Origin of the sequence: Xenorhabdus szentirmaii DSM 16338 (assembly GCF_002632585.1) — a bacterium.
Classification (GTDB): domain Bacteria; phylum Pseudomonadota; class Gammaproteobacteria; order Enterobacterales; family Enterobacteriaceae; genus Xenorhabdus; species Xenorhabdus szentirmaii.
This window is the reverse complement of the sequence record NZ_NIBV01000002.1, coordinates 1,281,673-1,307,279: the sequence shown is the minus strand read 5'-3', so window position 1 is coordinate 1,307,279 and position 25,607 is coordinate 1,281,673. Positions and strand designations below refer to the sequence as shown.

Genomic DNA, 25,607 nt, shown 5'->3' with positions numbered 1-25,607 from the left:
ACATATCCTGTACTGAATTTGAAGCCTGATTTCACTATCAGGCTTTTTTTATTCTACACACTCCCTATAATCCACCCCGGCCAATTATGTTTATTGAGGTGTTATCATGCAGAAAAAATCCATCTATGTTGTTTATACTGGTGGCACAATCGGGATGCAGCATTCCTCCAATGGATACATTCCTGTATCTGGTCATTTACAAAAACAACTCACCAAAATGCCCGAATTTCACCGCCCGGAAATGCCAACATTTACGATCCGCGAACATCACCCCCTGATTGATTCTTCTGATATGAGCCCTGATGACTGGAACATCATCGCAAACGATATCTATCAAAATTATCATGACTATGATGGCTTTGTTATTCTGCATGGTACGGATACCATGGCTTTCACTGCCTCAGCGCTCTCTTTTATCTTTAAGAATCTAAATAAACCGGTTATTGTGACAGGGTCACAAATTCCTTTGGAAGCATTGCGTTCTGATGGGCAAACCAATCTGCTGAATGCGCTCTATCTTGCCGCCAACTATCCTATCAACGAAGTCAGTCTTTTTTTCAACAATAAATTGTTTCGAGGAAACAGAACCATTAAAGCCCATGCGGATGGTTTTGATGCATTCTCATCCCCGAACTATTCTCCCTTGATGGAAGCCGGGATCAACATCCGCACCTTCAAAACCAGCCCCATACCAACCAACCACAACGAAGAATTTGTGGTCAATCCGATTACATCCCAACCTATTGGTGTCGTCACCATTTATCCCGGATTATCCAGTCAGGTTGTCGATAATATTCTCATGCAACCTGTTAAAGCATTAATTTTACGATCATATGGTGTCGGCAATGCGCCTCAATGTTCTTCTTTACTGAAAACATTAAAAGAAGCAACCGAACGCGGGATTATCGTCGTGAATTTAACACAATGTATTTCCGGCCGGGTAAATATGGAAGGTTATGCGACAGGCTATTCTTTGGCTGCATCCGGTGTTATCAGTGGTTATGATATGACTTTCGAAGCGGCCTTAACTAAATTACACTATCTGTTGAGCCAATCCTATACATCTGAAGAAATACGCCGCCTGATGCAACAAAATCTGCGTGGGGAATTGAGCTATTCCGATGAATAATACATTCAGGTAAATCGAGAGATATGATGAAAATAGCATTATTACTTATCGATCTGCAAAATGACTTTTGTACCGGAGGCGCACTGGCAGTCAAAGAAAGTGACGCCGTCATCAAAGCAGCAAATGAAGTCATCGCGCTATGTCAGAAAAGCACTGACCCAGAAAACAAAATATCTATTATCGCGAGCCAAGATTGGCATCCGGCAAACCACATGAGTTTTGCCGCAAACTCTGGGCAGAACATCGGGGAATTGGGTGAACTCAATGGTATCCCTCAAGTATGGTGGCCTGTCCATTGTGTACAGGGGCAATTCGGCGCAGAATTTCACCCTGCGTTAAATCAATCTGCGATCCAAGAAGTTTTCCGAAAAGGTGAAAACCCTCAGATAGACAGTTATAGTGCTTTCTTTGACAATGACCATAAAAGAGAAACGCGGTTACAGGGTTGGTTAAAGGAACAAAATATACAGCGTCTGTTTGTATTAGGTATTGCCACCGATTATTGTGTCAAATTCACTGTGCTGGATGCTTTAATGTTAGGCTATGAAACTTATGTGATCACCGAGGGTTGTCGTGGTGTCAATATTCACGCCGATGACAGTAAGCATGCATTCTCAGAAATGAGTGCCAAGGGCGCTAAACTAATCTCACAAAGTGAACTGACTGCAATTTTATGAACGTTAAGAGCCTATTTATTAGGCTCTGATGTTATTTCACCCTACTCTCGCCAAAAAGAACTCCATTACCATTCAGTCTTCAGGCTGTAATTTCGCAACCATTTCAGACTGGAATATGGCTTTTAACTCTTGTTTGCTTTTCATGGTGATTTCACCATTCGTGCCAATCGTCATATGCTCAGGCTCATGATTATTTTTGGCCTGCCAAAGCATCACAGCCTGTAAACTGTATTCTTTCTGTTCTGGCGTCAGTGGCACACCATCCTGCCATTTTCCTAATTCAACGGCCTGAACCAATCTTTGATAAATTTCAGGAGTCATGGCAGAGAGTAAATCATCTAACTTCATCAATATTTCCTTAACAACTAGTTGCTCTGTATATCCGCATCACGCGGATATATACACCAAAGCTGAATCGTTTCTCCCCCACAAGATGCCAAACCTCATTATTCGGGGGACAACATTCCAGAAACAATATTAACCCTCTATTTCTTGGCCTGTTTCAGCATCAATAAAATTCAGAGCAACTGAATTAATACAAAAACGTTCACCTGTTGGCTTAGGCCCATCAGGAAAAACATGTCCCAAATGTGCATTGCAATGGCTACAACGCACTTCAATTCGATGCATATTATGGGAATAATCATCAATATAACTGATGGATTCACCATTGATGGGTTGGTAAAAACTGGGCCAACCACAACCGGAATCGAATTTGGTATCGGAAACAAACAAGGGTTGCTGGCAACATAAGCAATGATAAATGCCGCTTTTTTTGTTGTGCAATAGTTTTCCTGAAAATGGCGGTTCTGTGCCTGCTTCTTGGGTGACATGGCGCTGAATTGGATTAAGCTTTTCTATGGAAAAGGAAACGCTTTGATTCTTAATCATGACAACCACCTTTAAAGGTCAATATTCAATAAAAGATCATCGAAAACAACAAAGAATTAACATAAAAATGATGGGATGCATTTTACCCCAATAAACCTGGCAATTTACTTTACTAATTGTGATAAATCTCACATATCTAACCAATGGGAACTTTAAATATCTTCTTATGCCCCGATAATGATGTCCGTAAGGCTTGTTCATGCTGTACAGCAAGCGTTCAGATAGTGCTTCTAAAATTGATATTTTTCAATTGTTGACACGATTCCGCTTGACGGCTGGCAAGATTTTGGTAACTTTAGACACAACTTTTAATTCACTAAAAAATAGCTGGTGGAATACTATGACTATCAAAGTAGGTATTAACGGTTTTGGTCGTATCGGCCGCATTGTTTTCCGTGCTGCACAAGAACGCTCAGACATTGAAATCGTTGCTATCAATGATCTGTTGGATGCAGAATACATGGCTTACATGCTGAAATACGATTCAACCCACGGCCGCTTCAACGGTACTGTTGAAGCTAAAGACGGTCAGTTGGTTGTTAACGGCAAAACCATCCGCGTTACATCTGAAAGAGATCCAGCTAACCTGAAATGGAACGAAGTTGGTGTTGATGTTGTTGCTGAAGCAACGGGTATCTTCCTGACCGACGAAACTGCACGCAAGCATATTGCTGCTGGCGCTAAAAAAGTCGTTCTGACTGGTCCGTCCAAAGACGACACCCCAATGTTCGTTATGGGTGTAAACCACAATGCTTATGCGGGTCAGGCTATCGTTTCCAACGCTTCTTGTACCACTAACTGTCTGGCTCCACTGGCTAAAGTTATCAATGACAAATTCGGCATTGTTGAAGGCCTGATGACCACAGTTCACGCAACAACTGCAACTCAGAAAACTGTTGATGGTCCTTCTGCTAAAGACTGGCGTGGTGGTCGCGGTGCGGCTCAAAACATCATTCCATCTTCAACTGGCGCAGCAAAAGCTGTAGGCAAAGTTATCCCAGAACTGAACGGCAAACTGACTGGTATGTCTTTCCGTGTTCCTACACCTAACGTTTCTGTTGTTGACCTGACTGCACGTCTGGAAAAACCTGCAACTTACGCACAAATCTGTGACGCGATTAAAGAAGCGGCAGAAGGCGAGCTGAAAGGCATTCTGGGCTACACAGAAGATGACGTTGTTTCCACTGATTTCAACGGTGAAAAACTGACTTCTGTATTTGATGCAAAAGCAGGCATCGCCCTGAATGATAACTTTGTGAAACTGGTTTCTTGGTATGACAATGAAACTGGTTACTCCAACAAAGTTCTGGATCTGATCGCTCATATCTCTAAATAATTAAGCCGTCATGCCCGGCCATTTTCGGATTGTCACCAATAATGTGGCCGTTTGAAAATCAAAAAGCATATTTTCATTCGAAAGCCATCTTAGATAGATGGCTTTTATTTTTATATAATCAAGACATTGATCTATTCTTGCCTTTATTCAACCGTCCATGCAGGTTTTCGTAAGGTTATGACAAATGCTTGATAAAATTTTCTCATTACCGGTTATTGAACAACTTTCCCCTTATATCAGCCAGCGCAATATTGGCGATTTCCCGCTGATTATTATTTCCCATCCTAAAGTACGTGCGGCAATCAGTATTCAGGGAGTGCAACTGATTAGTTGGCAACCCAGTGGTGAAAAACCCGTCTTATGGCTAAGTGATAACAGTACCTTTAGCACCGGTACTGCGATCCGTGGCGGCATTCCTATCTGCTGGCCCTGGTTTGGTGCTTCCTCTTCACCCGCTCATGGATTTGCACGGATCTTGCCTTGGGAGCTGAAGGCCCATCGTGAAAATGAAAATGGTGTCATTCTGACCCTTACCCTGCAAGATAACGCCTATACACATAAATTATGGCCTCATGAATTCACTCTGATTGCTCGTCTTAAACTGGGGGGATCTTGTGAGCTAGAATTAGAATCTTATGGTGAATATCAAGCAACCTGTGCCCTTCACTCCTATTTTAATATCAGTGACATTAATCAAATCCGGCTCAGTGGGCTTGGCTCTCACTTTATTGACACGGTGACTGATCAAGAACAATACACCCATGAAGGTGTGACTTTCAAAGGGAGAACCGACCGTATTTATACCGAACCTGATGATTTTAGTTTGTTAAGAGATCCCCATTGGAAACGAACCATTGAAGTCCACCATGCTCATCACAGTGATGTCGTGTGCTGGAACCCCGGAGCTGAACTTTCCAGTAGCATGAAAGATATGGTCCCGGAAGGCTATAAAAATATGGTTTGTATTGAAACTGCACGCATTCATCGCCCATTGCAGCCTAAAAATGGCAGCCCGGACAGGCTTTCCATGACCATCGTTTGCCGTAAGGTGCTGCCATAACGTACAGCCATAAAGTACTGGCAAAACAACATTCGATGAAATTGGTGACTCCCCACCCGCAGTTGGCCCGAATTTACGGTGGGGAGATAGATTAATCGACTATGACAGGCACTCTTTTTGCTAAAGCGCACAAAAGTTCATAACCGATCGTTCCGGCGGATTCTGCGACTTCATCCACAGGCAAATTTCCCCCCCACAGCTCCACCTTACTCCCTACTTTTGCTTGAGGGCATGGGGTTAAATCAACCGATAGCATATCCATTGAGATAGCTCCCAATAGCCGGGTACGGATACCATCGACGATAACAGGTGTACCTGTTGAAGCATGGCGCGGATACCCATCTGCATAACCACACGCTACTGTGCCGACACGCATAGGTTGTTGAGCCGTATAACGGCTGCCGTAACCAATTCTGTCCCCTGCTGAAAGTTCATGTACTGCAATGAGTTCACTCTGCAATGTCATGGTTGGTTTCAATCCGGTGTCTGCAATATCACGCCACTTTCCGCTCGGTGATGCACCATAAAGGATAATGCCGGGCCGAACCCAATCACCATGTGCTTCAGGATGCCATAATACCCCTCCGGAATTCGCCAGACAGTGAGGCAGTGATTTTAATTGCAAGCCCTCAACAACAGCCAGCTGTGCCTCAATTCCCACCTCATTGTCTGAATTGGCGAAATGAGTCATCAGAGTCACAGAGCCAATGTTTTTCATCTTTTTGGTCATTGAAACGATTTGTGGATATTCTTTGGATGAAAATCCCAATCGATTCATACCACTGTTGAGTTTTAGGTAGATATCAACAGGCGTATTGAATTCCGCTTTTTCGATTTCTTCAAGTTGCCACTGACTATGTACCACCGTCGTCAGATGATATTGATTAATAATCTGCAAATCTGATGGCTTAAAGAAACCTTCCAATAGCAGAATAGGTCCCTGCCATCCCTGTTCCCTTAAATAAATCGCTTCATTCATATCAAGTAGAGCAAAACCATCCGTTTGAGCGAGTGATTGCCATATTCTGTCCAATCCATGCCCATACGCATTTGCTTTTACCACTGACCAGATTTTACTCTGACTGACTCTTTGGCGAATAAACGCCAGGTTATGGCGAAATGCATTGAGATGGATGGTTGCCAAGATAGGACGTGGCATGACGGCCCCTTTTATGTATTATTGTTTATACGGTATGCAAATTCGGTTTTGCTGAAAGTACGTTTATCTTGAACCCATCGATATACCGGAATACAGAAAGATCATTTGCTGCAATATCCGTTTCTTTACCAGAAATTAAATCCGACAGTAACTTTCCTGAGCCACAAGCCATCGTCCAGCCCAATGTTCCATGCCCTGTATTGAGATAAAGATTCGAGTATTCGGTCGGGCCGACAATGGGTGTTCCGTCCGGTGTCATCGGGCGCAGCCCTGTCCAGAACGAAGCCTCTGCAATATTGCCGCCATGGCAGTAGAGATCCTGCACAACCATTTTCAATGTTTCGCAACGACTTTGAGGAATATTCAAATTGAAACCAACCACTTCGGCCATTCCACCCACACGAATTCGATCATCAAAACGGGTAATGGCAATCTTGTAAGTTTCATCCAGTACCGTTGAAGCAGGTGCTCTGGATTCATCTGCAATTGGCATCGTCAATGAATAACCTTTCAACGGATAAACCGGCATTTTGACCTTATCTTTCAATAAGCTTGTCGAATAAGCTCCCATAGCCACCACATAGCTATCCGCCGTCATGATCCCATCGTGGCACTGGATACCCGTGATCTTGTTCCCTTCCGATAAAATTCGTTCAACCTTCTTGTTGAAGATAAACTTCACACCGGCAGCCTCTGCCATTTTCGCCAAGGCCTTGGTAAAAATCTGGCAATCACCCGTTTCATCATTCGGGAGCTGTAACCCACCGGTTAATTTATGGGAAGCATGAGCAAGTGCCGGTTCCACGGTTGCCAATTGTTCAGCAGTCAATAACCGATAAGGAACACCTTCTTGTTCTAACACTTTGATATCATTGGCAGCATTATCAAATTGCCTGGCTGTCCTGAATAGCTGTAGCGTTCCTCCCTGACGCCCTTCATATTCAATACCGGTATCCGCCCTGAGTTGTTTAATGCAATCCCGGCTATATTCTGCCAACCGGACCATTCTGCTTTTATTCATGGCATAGTGGCTTGCATCGCAATTTCGCAACATCTGCCACATCCAACGGATTTGAAACAACGAACCATCAGGCCGAATGGCCAGAGGTGCATGGCGCTGAAACATCCATTTTATTGCTTTCACCGGAATACCCGGGGCGCCCCAAGGGGTTGCATAACCCGGCGAGATTTGACCTGCATTAGCAGCACTGGTTTCTTCAGCTGCACTATTCTGGCGATCAATAACAGTAACCTCGTGCCCTTCCTGTGCAAGGTACCACGCACTTGTTACGCCAATAACGCCACTACCTAAAATAAGGACTTTCATTCTGCCCCCTCTTGATGAGTAATATGCGCAAGCATAATATGCTAAATATAAAATTCCAATACAGAATAATAGCCTGTTGCACAATTAGTTAATTTTTAGGATTTTAATCACACTTTTGTTACAACAAAAAAATACCCCATACTTCCTTAAAGGGCAAAAATAAATAATTAAACAAATAAAATCATTAAATTATAAAAGAATAAAATACCACCAACTCCCCTGAAATCCTATCTGTTAAAGTGAATCTAACGGAAAAAACAAACATAATATTCACAAACACAAAATTATAAAATGTCGTTTTATTTTAAAAATAAAGAATATAAATCCAAATAAACATTAGCTAAACAGAATAATAATTTAAAAAAATGAATTATACAGATTACATGGAATTACAGTCGTAATAGGGTTCCAAAGTGCAGAATGAAATTCTCTCATCACACTCCGATATCTCTCTAATGTGCATAGTGAGGTTAAAAAATAAAAAATGAGGAAAAATGCTTATGAAAAGTGATAAATATTAAAATCAGTCAATTAAAATGAGAATATTATCTAATAACCAGATAAATTGGTTATCAAAATAGGTTAACCATATCATTCAACAATCTATTAAAATTATTTTATTAACAATCACATACGTTCATATTATTTTTAAACCCCTTATTAAGAATAAAATAAACTTATATATGAGATAAACGAACAGCATTCATTCATTGAAAATGATGAACATTATGTTTAAATCAATATAGTATAAATAGGAAACCCCAATTCCATATATTAACTTTCAATTCCTGTATATTCCTCTACCAGAAAGGAGTATGCGGTAGCTTTAAATAAAAGCAAGGAAACCTTATGGAGAGAAAATTTATTGCCTATACCTCATCATCTGAAAAATCTTTACATTTCAAATCACTGAAAGGAATAGAAAGATTATCTGAAGCCTATGAATTTGAAATTCAGTTATTAAGCGAAAAGAAATTAGATGATCCAATATCTCTGCAAAATACCGTATTAACAATAGAAATAAAAAACAAATCAGTGCCGACAAGATACTTAAGTGGGAATATAGAAAAAATATCCTACGCCCCTTTCTATAAATATGATGATGAACTCTATTTATATACTACCACAGTAAGGCCTAAATTATGTAATCTAAAGAAAAATATGGGTTATAGCATTTGGCAGAATAAAACCGTGCCCGATATTATTTCAGACATATTTAAAAACGCAGGTATTTCCTTTAAAAATCAACTTATAGAAAAATATCGCACATGGGAATATTGCGTCAAACATAATGAAACGGACTTTGATTTTGTGCATCGATTAATGGAGCATGAAGGGATCTATTACTATTTCAAACATGACAAGGGATCTCACACTATGATTTTGGTCGATTCACCTCAATCACATGATCCCATGCCCGGCTATGAAGAAATAAAATATATTAATTTACAACATTCATTAAAAGGCAAAGGCCTTGATGAATATATTTATGATTGGAACGTGACCAGCACTACTATTCCCTCAACTTATAGTATTGATGACTATGATTTTCGCAAATCACGGGCTAAATTATACACGGCAATTCAAACGGCGATCAGCTCTGTCACTGAGAATTCAGAAATATTTATTTGGCCGGGGCGCTTCATAAAAAGTGAAGAAGGACAATTTTATGCCCGGGTGCGCCAGCAAGCTTCGGAAGCAAAAAGTGAACTGATTGACGCAAAAGGCAATGTATTGGGAATAGCGCCCGGACATACCTTCACCCTACTGCTTCCCAATGATATTAAAGGCGATGACCACAATGATTACTTCATCACAGGGGCACATTACTTTTTTTACGAAACACCATACCTATCCTGCGCCACTGATCACCTTCCTGATAAACTTGATAAAAATGAAACCAGAAACACCGTTAAATTTGATGCCATTCCTGCAAATACGCCCTGGAAACCACCGGCAGTAACACCGTGGCCAAAAGTAACCGGCCTGGAAACCGCCGTCGTTACCGGCCCTAAAGACAAGAAAATATGGACAGATAAATACGGTCGGATAAAAGTGAAATTTCGTTGGGATAAAGACGATAAAAAAGATGACACCCGCTCTTGTTGGATACGCGTTGCTACTTATTGGGCTGGCTGGCAATATGGCAATATCTGTGTTCCCCGTGTAGGTGAAGAAGTCGTTATCAGCTTCATTAACGGAGATCCTGATAAACCCTTGGTTGTTGGCAGCACTTACAATAATGAAAACATGCCCCCTTGGGAATTGCCTGAACATGAAACTCGCGTCGGTATTATGTCAAATACAAAGGGAGCTAAACACGATAAAGCTAATTATCTCTTCTTTGATGACGAACCTGATAAAGAATTATTTAATTTACACGCCGAACGTGACATGAATATTTCAGTGGAGAAAGATAAAAAAGTCACAATTGATGGAAATCGGACAACGGAAATAAAAAAACAACAGAAAGATACAATCGAAGGGGATGCCGGTTTTACTTATAAGTCAAACCATGAAATCACCATTGATAAAAAAGATAAATTAACGGTTAAAGGAGGCCAGCAAGAAACTATCCAAAAAGGGCGAAAAACAGATATTGACGGTGGCGATACTTATAAACTCAAAGGAAATTTGAGCGCAAAAATTGATGGGAATTGGGTTCAGGACATTACCGGTATCACACAAATCTCAAGTCCTAACTCTATTACAATAAAAAGTGATACCAATGTCATAATTGATTGCCCGCAAACTTTTTGGTCAGCTAAATTATTTTCCATTTCGTTTTTGGGTGCCAGTCTCAGTATAGTTGGAACATCAACCAGTCAGACAGGAAATAGCAACAGTGTAACAGGAAATAGCAACCGTGTAACAGGAGCAAATTTGTCATCTACGGCACTGGATGTTAATAATTCGGTTACATGCAAAAATAAATCCGCGACCAAAATAGAAAGCACAGGTGTTGCAATAAATAACTCAGAAGTCTCAATTAATAAATCAAGCACCAATATTTCAAACAGCTCGTTACATATCATCAGCTAATAAACCTTTCCCGGGATTGCAATGAAAATCATTAAACCTTTGCGGTTAAGCATACTTTATCGGCCCTATCGCTGGTTGCAAAAAAACCATCTTGGTGTTTCCGCCATGGCTTTAATTGATATGAGCTCAACTCCACGCCTGCGCCCGGAAGCTGAGCTTTGGCAACTTGCAGAAAGCGAATTGAAAACGTGCAACGGTATTATTGATCTCGCCATACCTAAACCTTGCGCTGAATTTTTGGCAACGGGATATGCCTATACACATCATCAGGCAGATAAAACAACATGCACCGCCCGTATTCAGATAGATAAGCTGGAAAAAAATTTGATGGTTTTTGGTGATCGTCATTGGATTGACGACCAACCTTCAGCGCCCCAACCTTTTGAACAAATGCGGTTGGATTGGAGCCGGGCCTTTGGTGGTAAAAATGACGAAAATAATCCCCATGGCATTGGTTTTGAGCCGGAAAACAGAAACGATGGCGTAAAAGTTCACCGGCTACCCAATATCGAACGAATATACAATCGGTTGATATCAAAGCAACATCTTGTGTCAAAAAAGGAGATTCCTGCTCCGGCGAGCTTTTGCCCCTTAGATTTTACTTGGCCAAGCCGTTTTGCCCGTATAGGAAAAAAATACGATAAGGCATGGTTAGAAAACGAATTTCCTGGTTTTTCTCACGACATTGACTGGCGATTATTCAATGCTGCCGCCGAAGATCAATGGTGGAAAGAAAACACCGCCCTGCCAGAACAAGCCGCATGGCGTATTTGGAACATGCATCCAGAAAAACCCGTTCAGGAAGGCACTCTGCCATCATGGAAAGCACGCTGTTTTATTAAGCGGTTGCGCCTTGATGAAGAAGTGATTGAGGAAATTGCCATGCGCAATACAACAGTATGGTTCTTTCCCCATTTAGAACAAATGATCCTGATTTGGCATGGAAGCATACAAATCAATGAAGATGATGCCAAAGATGTTTTGCAAATGATATCAGCATTAGAATTACCCCATAATCCCCGTCCGGTGAGCCATTATCTCCAAGTACTCGAACAACGCCTGAACAAAGAAAAAGGCACTTTATATGCGTTTCGGGAAAAGGACCTGATCCCGGAAGAAATTATTGGCCCATGGCTGGATACACAATCCCCCTCAATGGCTTCCATATTACAGAAAAACTTCCGGGATCGTGAAAAACGCCTGCGTGAACAACACCAAGAACGATTGGCGGAATATGGTCAGGACATCAATACCTTAATCCCTGTTAAAACCGAACAAGCCCTCCATTCCAACCCGCTTAAATTAGATGAGTTAGCGGAATTTGTGGAAAAAACAGAACAGGAGATTGCCAAAAAACGCGCAGAAAGTGAGTTGAAAAAAGCAGAGTTAATTGCCAAGGCTAAACAGCAAGGCATAGATATCGAAAAAAAAACAGCAAAATCCAAAATCCGGGGGCCCGAAAATCTGCACCGAATGCAGGATATGTTACGTCAGAAACAGCAAGAAACAGGGCTGGATGATAAATCACTGGCCCAGATAGAACAATCATTGCACACAATGTATCTCTCTTCCGTGCAATCACAAGCACCCGCACTGCGTTTGACCAGCAACCTGTCGCAAATTATTCGGAAACGGATAGAAAATATCATGCAACAGGGAGGAAATTTCAGTGGCATGGATTTTACCGGCGCAGATATGTCAGGGTTGGATTTGCGGGGAGCCAATTTCTCCCATGCTTTATTGGAAAGTGCCTGCTTAAATCACTGTCAATTGGATGGCGCAAATTTCAATGAAGCGATGTTAGCCAGAACCGAAATTTGTCATGCTTCGCTGCGTGGGGCTAAATTGGATAATGCCAGTCTGGCATTGGCTAAGTGTGAGCAGAGTGATTTCTCTGCGGCCAGCTTCAAAAAAACCCAACTGCAAGAAACCCGGTTTGATCATTGCCACTTTGACCACGCTATATTCACGGATCTCTTTTTACAAAAAATTTTTATCACACACTGTAATTTCCAATATTCTCAATGGGAGGCATGTACATTTATGGAAATTGAACTCCCTGCCCCCCAATTTCATCACGCTACTCTGAATAAAGTGTCATTCATTAAATGTAAACTGGAACACGCCATTTTTGATCACTCAGAATTGGAAAGTTGCTCATGGGTGGAAACGAAAGCAAACAAAAGCTGTTTTCAATCAGCCAAATTATTGACCTGTGCATTTGCCATGAACAGTGAACTGAATCAGACAGATTTCAGCCATGCCACGCTGACAGAATGCAATTTGCGCCAAATGCCTCTGGTTAATTCAAGTTTCTACTCAGCAACCCTGAATAACAGTGATCTCAGCGAATCCAACTGTCAGTCAGCCAACATGCAATACCTAAACGCGATAAGCAGCCTCTTTACCAGAGCTGATTTTCAGAATGCCTCGCTGAATAATGCCAACCTGACAGGGGCATTGATGCAGAAATGCAGCTTCAATAATACAGATCTACAGGAAACAAACTTATTTCGCACAGATATGTCCCAATCGATCATCAATGATTCAACTTCCATTACCGGTGCTTACATTCATCGAACCAAAACATTACCAAAACGGGATAAGGACGTGATATGAATTTATCCACAGCTGATGAATTGGCAGATAAAATCAGACAAGGTGAGATTATTGAAAAAATCAGCCTACAAAACATATCCCTCGTCGGACATGATTTATCTGGCGGAATTTTCAGAAATGTCGATTTTTCAGGCGTGGACTTTTCTCAGGCCTTAATAAAAGAAACTGTTTTTACTGAATGCCAGATAGAAGATGCTGTCTTCAATGCCGTTACGCTTGACCAGAGCGTTTTTGAACAATGCAATCTGGTTCGGACTGTTTTCAGTAAAAGTACATTGACCGACTGTGTATTCAATCAATCCGCTTTAAACAAAACACGTTTTACCGAGACAACGCAAAACAATATCCAATTTTTATCCGGGTCCCTACAGCATGCTGATTTCGATCACAACCATCTTAATCGAGTGACATTTATTGATGCTTCTATGGATGAAATGAAATTCCGTCACAACCACTTTTTTTTGGTTACTTTTTTTCGGCAGGACTTACGTAACACTTATTTCTCAACCAATGAATTTGCCAGAACCGTATTTTTTGAAAGTGACCTCCGTGGTCAGAATTATCAAAAACAACAATTCAACATGTGCCAATTCACGGATAGCCAGCTCCAGCAAATCAATTTCAGCCATGCAACATTAACTAATTGCAATTTCAAGGGGGCTATCTTACAAGATGCCGTCTTATCAAATGTCAATGCAACTCAGGCATTATTTACCGCAGCTGATTTAACCCGGGCCTGCTGTAACAACAGCCGATTTGAACAAGCGATTTTTATCGGGGCACACCTTGAATCTGCTGATTTCCGGCACAGTCAGCTTTCAATGGCAATAATGCATAAGATACAGGCAGAAAATGCTCAATTTATCGGTTGCGACATGCCTTATGCTGACTTTTCATATGCAAACCTCAACAACAGTGATTTTCGTACGGCCCGTTTCATGAGAACACTTTTTCATCGAACTCAACAGGTCGGAACATTATTTTCTGACCGTCAAGGCATCTTGGAAAATGATCCAGAACTGTTCACCGCTGAAGCATGGAGCCTGCAACATAACAAAATTTAATCGGGGGATCTACATGACAAAACCTTCTTATGCGCTTTCCTCATACACTTTTTCAACCGAGCCGTTACAGCAAATGACCGGACAAATCATCAACCTTCATCAGGACGGCAGCTTTATGATGGCGGAAAGCAAAAACAACCGTGGCTGGCACTGCCAACGTGCTGCAAGCTGTTTGTTAACGCCTGATATGGGAGATACCGTACTGATTGCAAAGGTTGAGAACCAACTCTGGATTCTGGCCATATTGGAGCGGGCGGAGCAACAGCACCCGGCCGAAATCAGTGTTTCCGGCGATCTCACTATCACCTCCCATGGTGATCTGAGCATGAACAGCCATGGCCTGAATATCACCGCTGCAAATGGAAACTGCCATATCAGTGAAATGCAATACAGTGGAAAGTCAATCTCTGCCTGGGTTTCAATCACCCGTTTGGTCGGCGATCAATTTGAATCACTCTGGCAAACCGTAACACAACTCAGCAACCGGTTATTTCGTCATACAACTCAAACAGAGAAAGTTCATGCGGGACAACTGGATATGCAGGCTGAAAATTATGCACGATTACATGCCCGACAAACTATCGTGACCGCAAAAGCCATGACCAAAATTGATGCTGAACAGATCCATATCGGATAAGGAGACATTATGTTTGCCAATACTCAAAGCGGCGGCACGGATATGGCCAATCCCGATGTTTGCCTGACGCCCGTGTCCGCCAGTATCGTTTCTGTGTCTTATCCCAACATTGCCCAAGCCACTGCCGGCGTCAGCAATGCCATGAATATCCTCTTCATGGGTTGCCCTGCGCATAACTTAGCGACGACCATTCCCCAGACAACAGGCGATAACTCCGGTGTCAATTTGGGTGTCGCTTCCGGCACGGTCATGGGCCCCTCCCGCCATACCACAGGAGCCAACTCGGTTTTAATCAAAGGTACACCGGCAACACGGTTGTCGAGCTGTACTACACAAAATTCAACGAATTCAGCAGGGGCGCGCATTTCCCCCAGCCAAACAAAAGTACTTATTACGGCATCCTGACACTTTTTTCAAACACCTTATCCACCAGGGTTCTTTAAATAATATGATGACACCGCATTTTGCCCAGAAAAAAAGTCTCCCGGGGAATAAGCTCCATTCAATTGAATGGCTGCTGAAGGGGATCTTTTTGTCAACAGTTCTGCTCGCGATGTCAGGTTGTTCATCACAAGAGAAAAAATTGCCGCCTTATAAAATAATCTTTGATGCGACATCTGACGCAAATCATTCAGCACCACTGAAAATGCATGTCATTTTATTAAAATCACCTGAAAAATTTATGTCTGCGGATTTCTTTTCACTGCAAGATAACGCTCAAAATACGTTAGGTGACAAATTAGTCAACGAAGACTCATTTTTTATCCGACCATCGCAATCCATCGATTGTTTATCGGAAAAGTACTCACCAGAGGCTGATTACATCGGTGTTATCGCCGAATATAACCAATTGGATGATAAAAAATGGCGTCTCTCATTTCCTGTTCCCTTACCTGAAAAACCTGCTTTTTATGAATTCTGGCGTTCTTCTCCTGATGAACTACATGTGTGCATTAAAGCCACTAATAACGGCTTAAGTCTCGTCAAAGAATGTCACTTAAGTTGCCCTGTAGGAGTCTCAGAAAACAATGAATAGATCAGAAAAAGTCATCTGGACAGAAGGTATGTTTTTACGCCCCCATCATTTCCAACAGGCAGAAAACTATTTAGAAGCCTATGTTCGTGATTGGGGAATAGCACAATCACCTTACCATTGGGGATTTTTAACACTCGAATTGGATCAGGAATTACTCAATCAAGGTAAAATTAAACTTTCCTCGGCCAGTGGCATTTTTCCTGACGGCACTCCATTTAGTTTTGATGCGGCTTGTACTCCCACCCCTTTGCAGCTGACTGAGAGCCAGTCCAATACCAATGTTGTCTTGGCCCTGCCGACTTTCCAGCGCGGGAAAGAAGACGTCATTTTCAGTGAAAAGCAAGATTCCTTGGCCCGCTTTGTCAGCTTTGAAGCTGAAGTCAATGATTTTAATGCAATGTCGGTCGGTAACGCCGCGGTACAATTCGGCAAAATGCGATTACGCCTGATGCTGGAATCAGATTTAACGCCGGAATGGACGGCGCTGAGCATCGCACATATCGTCAATAAAACAAGTGACAACAAACTCCATCTTGATCCCCTGTTTATTCCGCCCGTACTCAACTGCCGTGCAAGTTCGCAAATCGTCAGCTTCATCACCGACATACAAGGTTTACTGGAACAACGACGCCAACAAATCAGCCAACGCTTGTTACAGTTGGGACGTTACAATGATTCTGAAATCATGGATTTTCTCTTGCTTTCACTTTTAAATCGCCATAGCGGTCAGGTAAACCATATCCGGAATCTGTCATTACTCCATCCTGAAAGGTTATTCAGCGACTGGCTGCAATTTGCCACGGAACTGGCGACATTTTCACCAAACCGCATGCCGGAAGACAGGCTGCCGATTTATGGCCATGACAATTTAACCCTGTGCTTCACTCAACTCATGTTCCTCTTGCGTCACGGGCTATCAATCATTCTGGAAGAACATGCCATTCAATTGCCGTTGACTGAATACTCTCATGGCCTGAACATCGCAACCTTACCCGATGCCAACATGATCCATATGTTCAGCTTTATTCTGGCCATTCATGCCGATGTTGCCAATGATGCCTTGATGAACAATTTTCCGGCTCAAATGAAAATCTCCCCCGTCGATCGAATCCGAGAATTGGTTCAACTGCAATTACCGGGAATTTCATTGCGGGCCATGCCATCAGTTCCCAGACAAATTCCATGGCATTCAGGTTACGTCTATTTTGAGTTGGAAAAAGAGGGTGAACTATGGAAACAGATGGAAAAATCCGGTGGCTTTGCATTGCATCTGGCCGGTGAATTCCCCGGCCTCAAGATAGAATTCTGGGCTGTTCGCAACCAAGAAAAAAGTAAGGGAACGTAATCGATGATGCAAGAACAAACAGTATATAAAACGACTTATAGTCTACTTTCTGATGATGCTATTGCTAACCCATTGGTTTCTGCTGCAAATCCACTGCTGAATACGATCCCCCAAATTCGACACTCGATCACCCATCCTGATCCGATACATTTGCGGCAACAGCTCATCAATGAAATACGGCATTTTGAAGTAGAATGCCAACATAACAAACTGCCTTATGAAGTAATAATTGGCGCACGCTATTGTTTATGTACCGCATTGGATGAAGCAGCCGCACTCACTCCCTGGGGACTTCGCAGCGTTTGGTCCGGCAGCGGGTTGCTGGTCACTTTCCATAATGAAACATGGGGAGGAGAGAAATTTTTCCAGCTATTGGCTAAATTATCCCAAAATCCCAAGGAACACCTCTTTCTGCTGGAACTGATTTATTTCTGCCTGCAACTTGGGTTTGAAGGGCGCTATCGTGTTATGGATAATGGACGTTCCCAACTAGAAACCATAAAACAACGCCTATATCAGTTAATACGCTCTGTCCGGGGTCATTACCCCCTTGAGCTTTCGCCCCACATACAGGCTATCGCCATACCGAATAAAACCGGATCATTTTCCTTGCCCATATGGGTTGTTGCCGCGATCTTAAGTTTTTTGTTATGTATTTTATATATCAGTTTAAATGCAAAATTAAACAACATCATTGATCCTGTGTTGGCAAAAATAAACCAGGCGGATTTACTTGAGCCATCATTCGGCAATCCGGGGTTACTTCCGCAGGCTCCCGTGATAAATCTGAAGGGTTTATTAAGAAATGACATTGATGCCGGGCTAATAAACATCACCACGATGCCGGATAAAAATGTCATTACGTTAAAAGGCGACGGTTTATTTAAAAGTGGGTCAAACCAGATTGAAACTTCATATTTAAACGTCATCAAACACATTGCAGAGGCGATAAATCATATCCAGGGTGACATTCTCGTCACAGGATATACCGATAACATTCCGATTTCTTCCCGTTACTCCCCTTTTCCGTCCAACCGGGCGTTATCGCTGGCGCGGGCGGAATCGGTACAAAGAGAGCTGCAACGTTACTTAAATCAACCAGAGAGAGTCAGTGCAAAGGGAAAAGGCGCCCAAGATCCTATCGCCCCAAATAATACTCGCGACAATCGTGCCAAAAATAGACGAGTAGAAATCATACTATCAATTTCTTCTGTAAAACAAATGATGTGAGGAAATGAAGATATGCTGAATGTACTCCTTTCTATCATAACCAGCCGATTGACATGGAGCTTTTTCGGAGTAACGGCTATTTCTGCCATTATCGGTTTTTTGGGCCCGATTATCACTATCGGTAATGTCATGCCCTTAAAATCAATGACGGCACGAATAACGACAATTATTCTTTTTTTTCTGGTTTGGGCCCTAGCCAAATTAATTCCCCGATTGTACCGGTTATGGGTTAATAAAAACCTGGAAAAACAATTAAACATCAATCGGGAATCAAATTCACAAACGAAACAAAGTGAGCAATACAGCACACTGGCAGAACGCTTTTCTAATGCAACACGATTATTGAAAAAGGCCTATTTTTCTGGTTTATATCACCAAAATAAACCCGGTTGGACAAAACTGTTCAGTCGCCAATATATATATCAATTACCTTGGTATCTTGTTATCGGAGCATCCCATTCGGGGAAAACAACTGCCCTGTCTAACTCTGGTTTGCATTATTCACTGGTCGATCATCTTGGAAAATTCGCACAGTATCAACAACAACCCACCAATGATATTAATTGGTGGTTTACCAATCATGCTGTTCTGCTTGATACTTCCGGCCGCTATACCTCTCAACCTAATGCCAACAGCCAAGATGCCGGTGAATGGAATAAACTGATTCAACTATTGAAAAAATATCGGGCCCGCCAACCCATTAATGGCATTATCATAACGGTAAGTGTGGATGACTTACTCACTCAGCCAAGTGAAAAACGTAATCAACAAGCGTATATATTAAGCAAGCGATTATCAGAATTACATGAAAAATTTAAAATACAAATTCCCATTTATATTTTGATCACTAAAACTGATTTGTTAAAAGGCTTTTCTGCTTACTTTAACCATTTTGACAAAGCATCACGCGAACAAATCTGGGGATTTGATTTTCCGTGGGGAAATAAACTGCAATACCAATTAATCAAACTCTTTGAAAAAAAATACCAGGAATTACAATCGCGGTTAAATGCTGAATTGCCCACGGTTCTTCTAAATGAGTATCATCCCAAGCAATGTGCCGAGAGTTATCTGTTTCCACAAGAAATAGCCTCATTGCGCCCACTGATTGCCCAGTATCTTGAAGGGGTATTCGCAAAATCAAATTTTGAAATCCCCTGCCACCTGCGAGGATTATATTTCACCAGTGGAACACAAGACTGTGTTCCCATTGACAACGTGATGGCGCAATTTAATCGGCAACTTAAATTACCCACAAATAACGGCAGCAACTCAATGTCATGGGAAAACGATAAAGGCGCTGTATCCACTGCGCCTGCTAATCAAGCTTATTTTCTGAAAAATGTCTTGGAAAATATTTTTCGGGAAGCCGGTATCGCCAGCCACAACCGTTGGTGGGTATATCGGAAACGTCTGTTGAATGGCACAGGGTATGTCATACTGATAGCAACATTGGTATTTGTCAGTAAATTATTCTTGACCAGTTACAACAACAATTATGATTATCTGTCAGAGGTCGGAACGAAAATATCAAATATTGTACGCCAAGATAATGCGTTAGAAAAAAACACCGATAATATTTACACCCTGCTCCCGCTTTTGAATAACTTAGCCAACCTGGATAACAACCCGAGTTTTTCTTTGGATAAACCGCCATTATCCTATCGCATGGGATTATACCGTGGCAAACAAGTCAGTGAGGCAAGTCGTGCCCTATACCAAAAAACGCTGAAAAGTTTATTACTGCCACAAGTTGTAAAACTCATCAAAAACCAAATGCAAAATGATCATGCCAATGATGATATAGAGAAAATCTACAATACGCTAAAAGCATATCAAATGTTATACCAACCCCAATATTATGACGGTAAATTTTTACATGATTGGGTAATGCAATATCTGGAGACGTATTCAGTAGCAGATATCACACAAAAGCAACTACAACAAATTAATCAGCACCTCAGACAATTGCTGGATAACCAAATTGTCACCTCTCCCTTTGTGCGTGATACTGATCTGGTAAAAAAAAAACAGAAATTCATCAGCAAAATTCCACCAGCTCAACGGGCTTACAATTATTTAAAGAATAAATTACTGGATGATCCTAATTTGACTTCGGTGACATTGGATACGCTTGCCGGCCCTCAGGCTACGTTGGTTTTTTCAGACACCAATGAAACCTCATCCACTAATGGTATATCAGGCATGTTTACTCCCGCGGGTTATCGAAAAGGCATTGATAAAGACCTTAAGGCTTTTCTCACGACATTGTACTCACAAGACAATTGGGTACTCGGCCCTTATGCAAAAAAATTAACCACGGAGGAAATTCAATTTTTTGTTAAGCAACTTTATATCGATGATTATATTTCTCAATGGGATAATTTTCTGGCAGGTATTCACCTGAACCATAACGATAATCTGGAACAACGCACAAATACCGCACGCTTATTGTCTTCTTCTGATTCACCGCTGCGTAACCTCCTTATTAATATTGATAAAAATGTTACGTTAAATAATGCGTTAACTAACGCTGTGCCCGATAAAAATAGTGCACTGAGCAAGCAATTCAATAAAGTTGCAAAAAAACCATTACCGGATAAATCGCCGGATAATGATAATCAACGAAACACACCTGAGCTGGAGCTGGAAAAGCATTTCGCTCCCATTACGGCATTGGCCACAAATCCCAATGGCAAAAATAATCCGAAGATCCCTTTTGATGAAACATTGAAAAAAATCGGTGAATTATACCAATATCTCATTTCCGTACAAAATGCAGTCAAAACTGATATACCGTTTCCGCCCAATAATATTATTGTTCAATTGCAAGCTGCTTCTGAACGTTTACCTATGCCCTTCAAAAATATGGTGTCTTCCCTGACGCTGGGAGCGAGTAGTGATAGCCAGATCAGTGACATGAAAAACGTTGCGAAACACCTCAATGCGGAAATCGGCACTTTTTGTCATCAGGCGATTGCTAATCGCTACCCGTTAACACCGAAAGCTCAGCAAGAGATTAAACCCGATGACATGGCCAGAATGTTCGCTTCGGAAACCGGCCTGATGGACCGTTTTTTCCAGAAGAATTTAGTGGGGAAAATAGATACGACTCAGCCAAAGTGGCAATTTATGCCTGGGGTCAACGGAAAAACATTACCGGGGGGAGAAGCCTTGCTCAAACCTTTCCAGCAAGCCCAGATTGTTCGCAATACCCTGTTCATCAGCGGAACGCCTTCGCCCTTATTCAATATTATGGTTCGTCCTGTCAGTATGGATAACGATATATTAAGCATGATACTGGATGTGGATGGGCAGAAATTGCAATACAGCCACGGCCCCCAACTTTCACAACTCATCAGTTGGCCCGGCCCGAATAAAACCAATCAAGTTCACATTCAGCTAAATTTAAGTAATGGTACAACCGTGAATCTGTCAACTGCCGGATTCTGGGCACTGAATAGGTTACTTGACCATGCACAGAAACTGCACAGCGTCAATGCGGATGATACTGGCATGAGAGCAACATTCAATATTAAAGGCCACTCAGTCTCTTTGGATTTTATTCCGAACAGCGTTCTCAGCCCATTTAAACTTCCTGCTTTTTCATGTCCGAGTTCAAAGATGTTAACTGCATAGCCCCTTAACGCTGAGCTGAAATTATCATGAATATTGATCAATTACTTACCCCAATCAGTCCAGAATTTATCTGTGGAGAAAATCTGGAGTACGACGATGAATTTTTGCGTCTGGAACAAATGCTAGTCGAAAAACCAGAACAACAGTTTGGCGAAATTATTATCCCAGCGGAATCGCCTAATTGGGGAGAGGTGGAAAAACAAGCCATTTATCTACTTTCCCGTACGAAAGATCTACGCATTATCATCGCCCTGATGCAATCTTGGCTGAACCTGCGCGGGTTATGCGGTTATGCTGATGGCCTGAATCTGCTTTGCCGGACTCTGGAGCGCCATTGGATAGAGGTATGGCCAAAATTAGAATTTGATGGTGAATATGACCCCTTACAACGCTTAAACACATTGGCAACGATCGAAGATGGTTCACCTTGCGCAATCACAGCACAACATTCAGTCTTGTTAAGAAGTGTTTCAAGTGAACTGACATTGCAGGAAGCCTATTTACTCCTTAGCGGGACTGTAACGGACATCAGCAATTATACCGGCGGCCGCCCGAGATTAATCAAGGAACTAAAACAAAAACCAGAAAACCCTGAAATGCGGGCAACAATCGCCATTCGGGATCACCTGACATTCCTGACAGAGTTTATTCGCCAATATTTATCTGACGATCACGTCCCTGAATTGCAACAGTTCTTGAAACAACTGGATACCATCATTAAATTTTTTTCCTCTCCCGCCCCAAATGCAGAAAATGCAGGCAACACCGGCCTGCGGGATCAGACATCACTGATGACGCAGGATACATCGGAGGGGTTGGAAGAAAAGGAGAAGGCGCTGACAACGCCAGAAAGCATACCTTCATTCGCTTGGCAAGCGATTGAAGCCAATGATCGAGATGAAGCCCGCTTGCTGTTGGAAAAGGTCAGAACCTATTTTCTCAGGCATGAACCCAGTCACCCTGCCCCAATCATGATTGAGCGTATTCAACGGCTCATTGATTGTGATTTTATGAAAATCATTCACGATCTTGCGCCAGCAGGATTGAATCAACTCGAAATCATTTTCGGGCATTCACTTGATTTAAACACAAATGATGACACAAACCCCAGTACGGACTGATTACCGTTTCTTTATACTCATTTAGTGCCTTACCTGCATATCTTCTTCTATTCCATACAAAAGAAGATATTAATTCTCACCTCCTATACCGAATGGATTTTAAGTGATGCCACTGGAAAGACAAAAGGTATAGCCAATATTGGAGAACTCCGGCCATGAAATCCAGCGGACAAAAATTCATAGCCCGAAATCGCGCTCCTCGTGTGCAGATTGAATATGATGTGGAGCTTTACGGCTCAGAAAAAGTTGTTCAATTACCCTTTATCATGGGCGTTATCGCTGATTTGGCAGGAAAACCGGCAGAAGCCTTGCCAGACATCAGTGATCGCAAATTCTTGGAAATTGACATTGATAACTTTGATGACCGCATGAGTTCAATTACGCCTCGTGCCGCTTTTCAAGTTGACAATACATTGACAGGTGAAGGTAAGCTGAATGTCGATTTAACGTTTAAAAACATGGAAGATTTTCAACCAGATGCAATCGCCAAAAAGGTAGAGCCTCTGGCCAAGCTATTGGAAGCCCGTACCCAGCTGGCAAGTTTACTGTCTTATATGGATGGTAAGAACGGGGCAGAACAGCTGATTTCTGAGATATTGCAAAATCCTGCGCTACTGCAATCATTGGCTCAGGCGCCGAATCCTGAAGATAGCCCATCAAAAAATAGCGCTGAAGATAGCAAAGAAAATGAGGAGTAATTGATGAGTACATCTGAACAAGACGCTTTGCTTCAACAAGAGCAGGTATCCGCAGAGCATACCCCTACCCCTGATGAACTCAGCACATTGTTGAATAAGGAATTTCGCCCACAAAGTGATCATACGCGCCATGCCGTTGAAAATGCGGTAAAAACACTGGCACAGCAGGCATTGGAAAATACGGTTACTGTCTCTGGCGATACCTACCGTACCATCCAGTCATTGATTGCTGAAATTGACACAAAGATATCCCAGCAAATGAACCTTATCTTGCATCATCCGGAGTTGCAGACTCTGGAAGGTGCCTGGCGTGGCTTGCATCATCTGGTCAATAATACAGAAACCGATGAAATGCTGAAAATTCGTGTGATGTGTCTTTCCAAAAAAGAATTGAGCAGCACACTAAAACGTTTCAAGGGTGTCAGTTGGGATCAAAGTCCGTTGTTCAAAAAAATCTACGAAGCTGAATATGGTCAGTTTGGTGGAGAACCCTTCGGTTGCCTTGTGGGAGATTACTATTTCGACCATACCGCACCGGATGTCGAACTGTTACGCGAAATGGCACAAATCAGCGCAGCTGCGCACTGTCCTTTCATTTCAGGGGCCGCGCCAATGGTCATGCAAATGAGCTCCTGGCAAGAATTGGCCAACCCCCGGGATCTGACAAAGATTTTCCAAAACACGGAATACGCTCCCTGGCGCAGCTTACGTGACTCAGAAGACGTGCGTTACATCGGGTTAACGCTCCCGCGTTTCCTTTCCCGTTTACCCTACGGTGCACTCACAAACCCTGTTGATGCCTTCAATTTTGAGGAAGACACTGAAGGCCCAACGCACGATAACTATACCTGGTCGAATTCCGCGTATGCCATGGCCGTCAACATTAACCGTTCATTTAAACTCTATGGCTGGTGTACTTCCATTCGTGGTGTTGAATCCGGCGGCATTGTGGAAAACCTGCCTTGTTATACATTCCCTTCCGATGACGGTGGCGTAGATATGAAATGCCCTACCGAGATTGCAATTAGCGACCGCCGTGAAGCTGAATTGGCAAAGAATGGTTTCATCCCGCTATTGCATCGCAAAAATACGGATATGGCGGCTTTCATTGGTGCCCAATCTCTGCAAAAACCCTCGGAGTATTACGATCCGGATGCGACTGCCAATGCCAATCTGTCAGCGCGCCTGCCTTACTTATTCGCCTGCTGTCGTTTTGCCCATTACCTGAAGTGCATCGTTCGTGACAAAATCGGGACTTTTCAGGAGCGTGCCGATATGGAACGCTGGCTTAACGACTGGATCATGAACTATGTTGATGGTGATCCTGTCAACTCATCACAGGCCACAAAAGCAAGAAAACCGCTGGCAGCCGCAGAAGTTAAGGTGGAAGAAGTGGAGAGTAATCCGGGATACTACCAAGCTAAATTTTTCCTACGACCTCATTATCAACTGGAAGGTTTGACAGTTTCTTTGCGGCTGGTTTCAAAACTTCCTTCACTAAAAGGAGCCTAACCCAATACACATTATCTTATTTCTAACCCATATCTCATCACCCAATAACCGTACCTATCCACTCACATACTCTATATACCCAACG

The 25,607-nt window shown here is 42.4% G+C and carries 20 protein-coding genes; 16 read left to right on the top strand and 4 right to left on the bottom strand.

Annotated features, from left to right (window positions below):
- The first annotated feature begins 106 nt into the window (after nucleotides 1-106).
- Together ansA and pncA are read left to right on the top strand one after the other, a co-directional pair.
- The gene (gene ansA / locus Xsze_RS15760; RefSeq protein ID WP_038233715.1) at nucleotides 107-1,129 is read left to right on the top strand and encodes an asparaginase; all 1,023 of its coding nucleotides are present in this window, start codon (nucleotides 107-109) and stop codon (nucleotides 1,127-1,129) included.
- A gap of 26 nt (nucleotides 1,130-1,155) precedes the next feature.
- Nucleotides 1,156-1,806: a bifunctional nicotinamidase/pyrazinamidase gene (pncA, locus tag Xsze_RS15755; protein ID WP_038234101.1), complete on the top strand. Its 651-nt coding sequence runs from the start codon at nucleotides 1,156-1,158 to the stop codon at nucleotides 1,804-1,806.
- 72 nt (nucleotides 1,807-1,878) lie between these two features.
- Here pncA and Xsze_RS15750 read toward each other — a convergent pair whose 3' ends face one another.
- Together Xsze_RS15750 and msrB are read right to left on the bottom strand one after the other, a co-directional pair.
- A complete protein-coding gene (locus tag Xsze_RS15750) occupies nucleotides 1,879-2,154 on the bottom strand; it encodes a YeaC family protein (protein WP_038233717.1) in 276 nt (91 codons plus the stop codon).
- Between the two features lie 129 nt (nucleotides 2,155-2,283).
- Entirely contained in the window at nucleotides 2,284-2,697 is a 414-nt protein-coding gene (msrB, locus tag Xsze_RS15745; RefSeq protein ID WP_038233718.1) for a peptide-methionine (R)-S-oxide reductase MsrB, read from the bottom strand.
- 340 nt (nucleotides 2,698-3,037) lie between these two features.
- Between msrB and gapA the strand changes: the two genes are divergently transcribed.
- Together gapA and Xsze_RS15735 are read left to right on the top strand one after the other, a co-directional pair.
- The gene (gapA, locus tag Xsze_RS15740; RefSeq protein WP_038234103.1) at nucleotides 3,038-4,033 is read left to right on the top strand and encodes a glyceraldehyde-3-phosphate dehydrogenase; all 996 of its coding nucleotides are present in this window, start codon (nucleotides 3,038-3,040) and stop codon (nucleotides 4,031-4,033) included.
- 184 nt (nucleotides 4,034-4,217) lie between these two features.
- Nucleotides 4,218-5,093: a D-hexose-6-phosphate mutarotase gene (locus Xsze_RS15735; RefSeq protein ID WP_038233719.1), complete on the top strand. Its 876-nt coding sequence runs from the start codon at nucleotides 4,218-4,220 to the stop codon at nucleotides 5,091-5,093.
- A 91-nt stretch (nucleotides 5,094-5,184) separates the two neighbouring features.
- Here Xsze_RS15735 and dadX read toward each other — a convergent pair whose 3' ends face one another.
- Together dadX and Xsze_RS15725 are read right to left on the bottom strand one after the other, a co-directional pair.
- Nucleotides 5,185-6,252, bottom strand: coding sequence for a catabolic alanine racemase DadX (gene dadX, locus Xsze_RS15730; RefSeq protein WP_038233721.1), 1,068 nt, complete (start codon nucleotides 6,250-6,252; stop codon nucleotides 5,185-5,187).
- A 25-nt stretch (nucleotides 6,253-6,277) separates the two neighbouring features.
- A complete protein-coding gene (locus Xsze_RS15725) occupies nucleotides 6,278-7,579 on the bottom strand; it encodes a D-amino acid dehydrogenase (protein WP_038233723.1) in 1,302 nt (433 codons plus the stop codon).
- A gap of 849 nt (nucleotides 7,580-8,428) precedes the next feature.
- Here Xsze_RS15725 and Xsze_RS15720 point away from each other — a divergent pair.
- From Xsze_RS15720 to tssC, 12 genes are all read left to right on the top strand, one after another.
- Nucleotides 8,429-10,621, top strand: a complete 2,193-nt coding sequence (locus Xsze_RS15720; protein ID WP_038233725.1) for a type VI secretion system Vgr family protein — start codon at nucleotides 8,429-8,431, stop codon at nucleotides 10,619-10,621.
- 21 nt (nucleotides 10,622-10,642) lie between these two features.
- Complete coding sequence (locus Xsze_RS15715) at nucleotides 10,643-13,240, top strand: DUF2169 family type VI secretion system accessory protein (protein WP_038233727.1); 2,598 nt, start codon at nucleotides 10,643-10,645, stop codon at nucleotides 13,238-13,240.
- Nucleotides 13,237-14,304: a pentapeptide repeat-containing protein gene (locus Xsze_RS15710; protein ID WP_038233731.1), complete on the top strand. Its 1,068-nt coding sequence runs from the start codon at nucleotides 13,237-13,239 to the stop codon at nucleotides 14,302-14,304. Before Xsze_RS15715 ends, Xsze_RS15710 begins: the two co-directional genes overlap by 4 nt.
- Nucleotides 14,305-14,317: 13 nt before the next feature.
- The gene (locus Xsze_RS15705) at nucleotides 14,318-14,941 is read left to right on the top strand and encodes a DUF3540 domain-containing protein (RefSeq protein WP_038233733.1); all 624 of its coding nucleotides are present in this window, start codon (nucleotides 14,318-14,320) and stop codon (nucleotides 14,939-14,941) included.
- Nucleotides 14,942-14,950: 9 nt separating this feature from the next.
- Nucleotides 14,951-15,346, top strand: coding sequence for a DUF4150 domain-containing protein (locus Xsze_RS15700; RefSeq protein ID WP_038233735.1), 396 nt, complete (start codon nucleotides 14,951-14,953; stop codon nucleotides 15,344-15,346).
- Between the two features lie 127 nt (nucleotides 15,347-15,473).
- Nucleotides 15,474-15,977 (top strand): type VI secretion system lipoprotein TssJ, encoded by a 504-nt coding sequence (gene tssJ / locus Xsze_RS15695; RefSeq protein ID WP_244431713.1) that lies wholly within the window; start codon nucleotides 15,474-15,476, stop codon nucleotides 15,975-15,977.
- Nucleotides 15,970-17,322 (top strand): type VI secretion system baseplate subunit TssK, encoded by a 1,353-nt coding sequence (gene tssK / locus Xsze_RS15690; protein WP_038233737.1) that lies wholly within the window; start codon nucleotides 15,970-15,972, stop codon nucleotides 17,320-17,322. Before tssJ ends, tssK begins: the two co-directional genes overlap by 8 nt.
- Nucleotides 17,323-17,328: 6 nt before the next feature.
- A complete protein-coding gene (locus Xsze_RS15685) occupies nucleotides 17,329-18,552 on the top strand; it encodes a DotU family type VI secretion system protein (protein WP_244431719.1) in 1,224 nt (407 codons plus the stop codon).
- Between the two features lie 12 nt (nucleotides 18,553-18,564).
- Entirely contained in the window at nucleotides 18,565-22,191 is a 3,627-nt protein-coding gene (gene tssM, locus Xsze_RS15680) for a type VI secretion system membrane subunit TssM (RefSeq protein WP_099138120.1), read from the top strand.
- A gap of 26 nt (nucleotides 22,192-22,217) precedes the next feature.
- Nucleotides 22,218-23,312 (top strand): type VI secretion system protein TssA, encoded by a 1,095-nt coding sequence (gene tssA, locus Xsze_RS15675; RefSeq protein ID WP_038233741.1) that lies wholly within the window; start codon nucleotides 22,218-22,220, stop codon nucleotides 23,310-23,312.
- A gap of 155 nt (nucleotides 23,313-23,467) precedes the next feature.
- Complete coding sequence (tssB, locus tag Xsze_RS15670) at nucleotides 23,468-24,010, top strand: type VI secretion system contractile sheath small subunit (RefSeq protein ID WP_038233744.1); 543 nt, start codon at nucleotides 23,468-23,470, stop codon at nucleotides 24,008-24,010.
- Nucleotides 24,011-24,013: 3 nt separating this feature from the next.
- Nucleotides 24,014-25,522: a type VI secretion system contractile sheath large subunit gene (tssC, locus tag Xsze_RS15665; RefSeq protein WP_038233746.1), complete on the top strand. Its 1,509-nt coding sequence runs from the start codon at nucleotides 24,014-24,016 to the stop codon at nucleotides 25,520-25,522.
- Nucleotides 25,523-25,607 lie beyond the last annotated feature (85 nt).

Excerpts from the sequence above, each read along its gene's own strand:
- dadX (WP_038233721.1), bottom strand. The coding sequence starts at position 6,252 with ATGCCACGTCCTATCTTGGCAACCATCCATCTCAATGCATTTCGCCAT.
- tssA (WP_038233741.1), top strand. The coding sequence starts at position 22,218 with ATGAATATTGATCAATTACTTACCCCAATCAGTCCAGAATTTATCTGT.
- tssM (WP_099138120.1), top strand. The coding sequence starts at position 18,565 with ATGCTGAATGTACTCCTTTCTATCATAACCAGCCGATTGACATGGAGC.
- Xsze_RS15725 (WP_038233723.1), bottom strand. The coding sequence starts at position 7,579 with ATGAAAGTCCTTATTTTAGGTAGTGGCGTTATTGGCGTAACAAGTGCG.
- Xsze_RS15720 (WP_038233725.1), top strand. The coding sequence starts at position 8,429 with ATGGAGAGAAAATTTATTGCCTATACCTCATCATCTGAAAAATCTTTA.
- tssC (WP_038233746.1), top strand. The coding sequence starts at position 24,014 with ATGAGTACATCTGAACAAGACGCTTTGCTTCAACAAGAGCAGGTATCC.
- Xsze_RS15750 (WP_038233717.1), bottom strand. The coding sequence starts at position 2,154 with ATGAAGTTAGATGATTTACTCTCTGCCATGACTCCTGAAATTTATCAA.
- ansA (WP_038233715.1), top strand. The coding sequence starts at position 107 with ATGCAGAAAAAATCCATCTATGTTGTTTATACTGGTGGCACAATCGGG.
- Xsze_RS15715 (WP_038233727.1), top strand. The coding sequence starts at position 10,643 with ATGAAAATCATTAAACCTTTGCGGTTAAGCATACTTTATCGGCCCTAT.
- Xsze_RS15735 (WP_038233719.1), top strand. The coding sequence starts at position 4,218 with ATGCTTGATAAAATTTTCTCATTACCGGTTATTGAACAACTTTCCCCT.
- tssB (WP_038233744.1), top strand. The coding sequence starts at position 23,468 with ATGAAATCCAGCGGACAAAAATTCATAGCCCGAAATCGCGCTCCTCGT.
- tssK (WP_038233737.1), top strand. The coding sequence starts at position 15,970 with ATGAATAGATCAGAAAAAGTCATCTGGACAGAAGGTATGTTTTTACGC.
- gapA (WP_038234103.1), top strand. The coding sequence starts at position 3,038 with ATGACTATCAAAGTAGGTATTAACGGTTTTGGTCGTATCGGCCGCATT.
- msrB (WP_038233718.1), bottom strand. The coding sequence starts at position 2,697 with ATGATTAAGAATCAAAGCGTTTCCTTTTCCATAGAAAAGCTTAATCCA.
- Xsze_RS15705 (WP_038233733.1), top strand. The coding sequence starts at position 14,318 with ATGACAAAACCTTCTTATGCGCTTTCCTCATACACTTTTTCAACCGAG.
- Xsze_RS15710 (WP_038233731.1), top strand. The coding sequence starts at position 13,237 with ATGAATTTATCCACAGCTGATGAATTGGCAGATAAAATCAGACAAGGT.
- pncA (WP_038234101.1), top strand. The coding sequence starts at position 1,156 with ATGAAAATAGCATTATTACTTATCGATCTGCAAAATGACTTTTGTACC.
- Xsze_RS15700 (WP_038233735.1), top strand. The coding sequence starts at position 14,951 with ATGTTTGCCAATACTCAAAGCGGCGGCACGGATATGGCCAATCCCGAT.
- Xsze_RS15685 (WP_244431719.1), top strand. The coding sequence starts at position 17,329 with ATGCAAGAACAAACAGTATATAAAACGACTTATAGTCTACTTTCTGAT.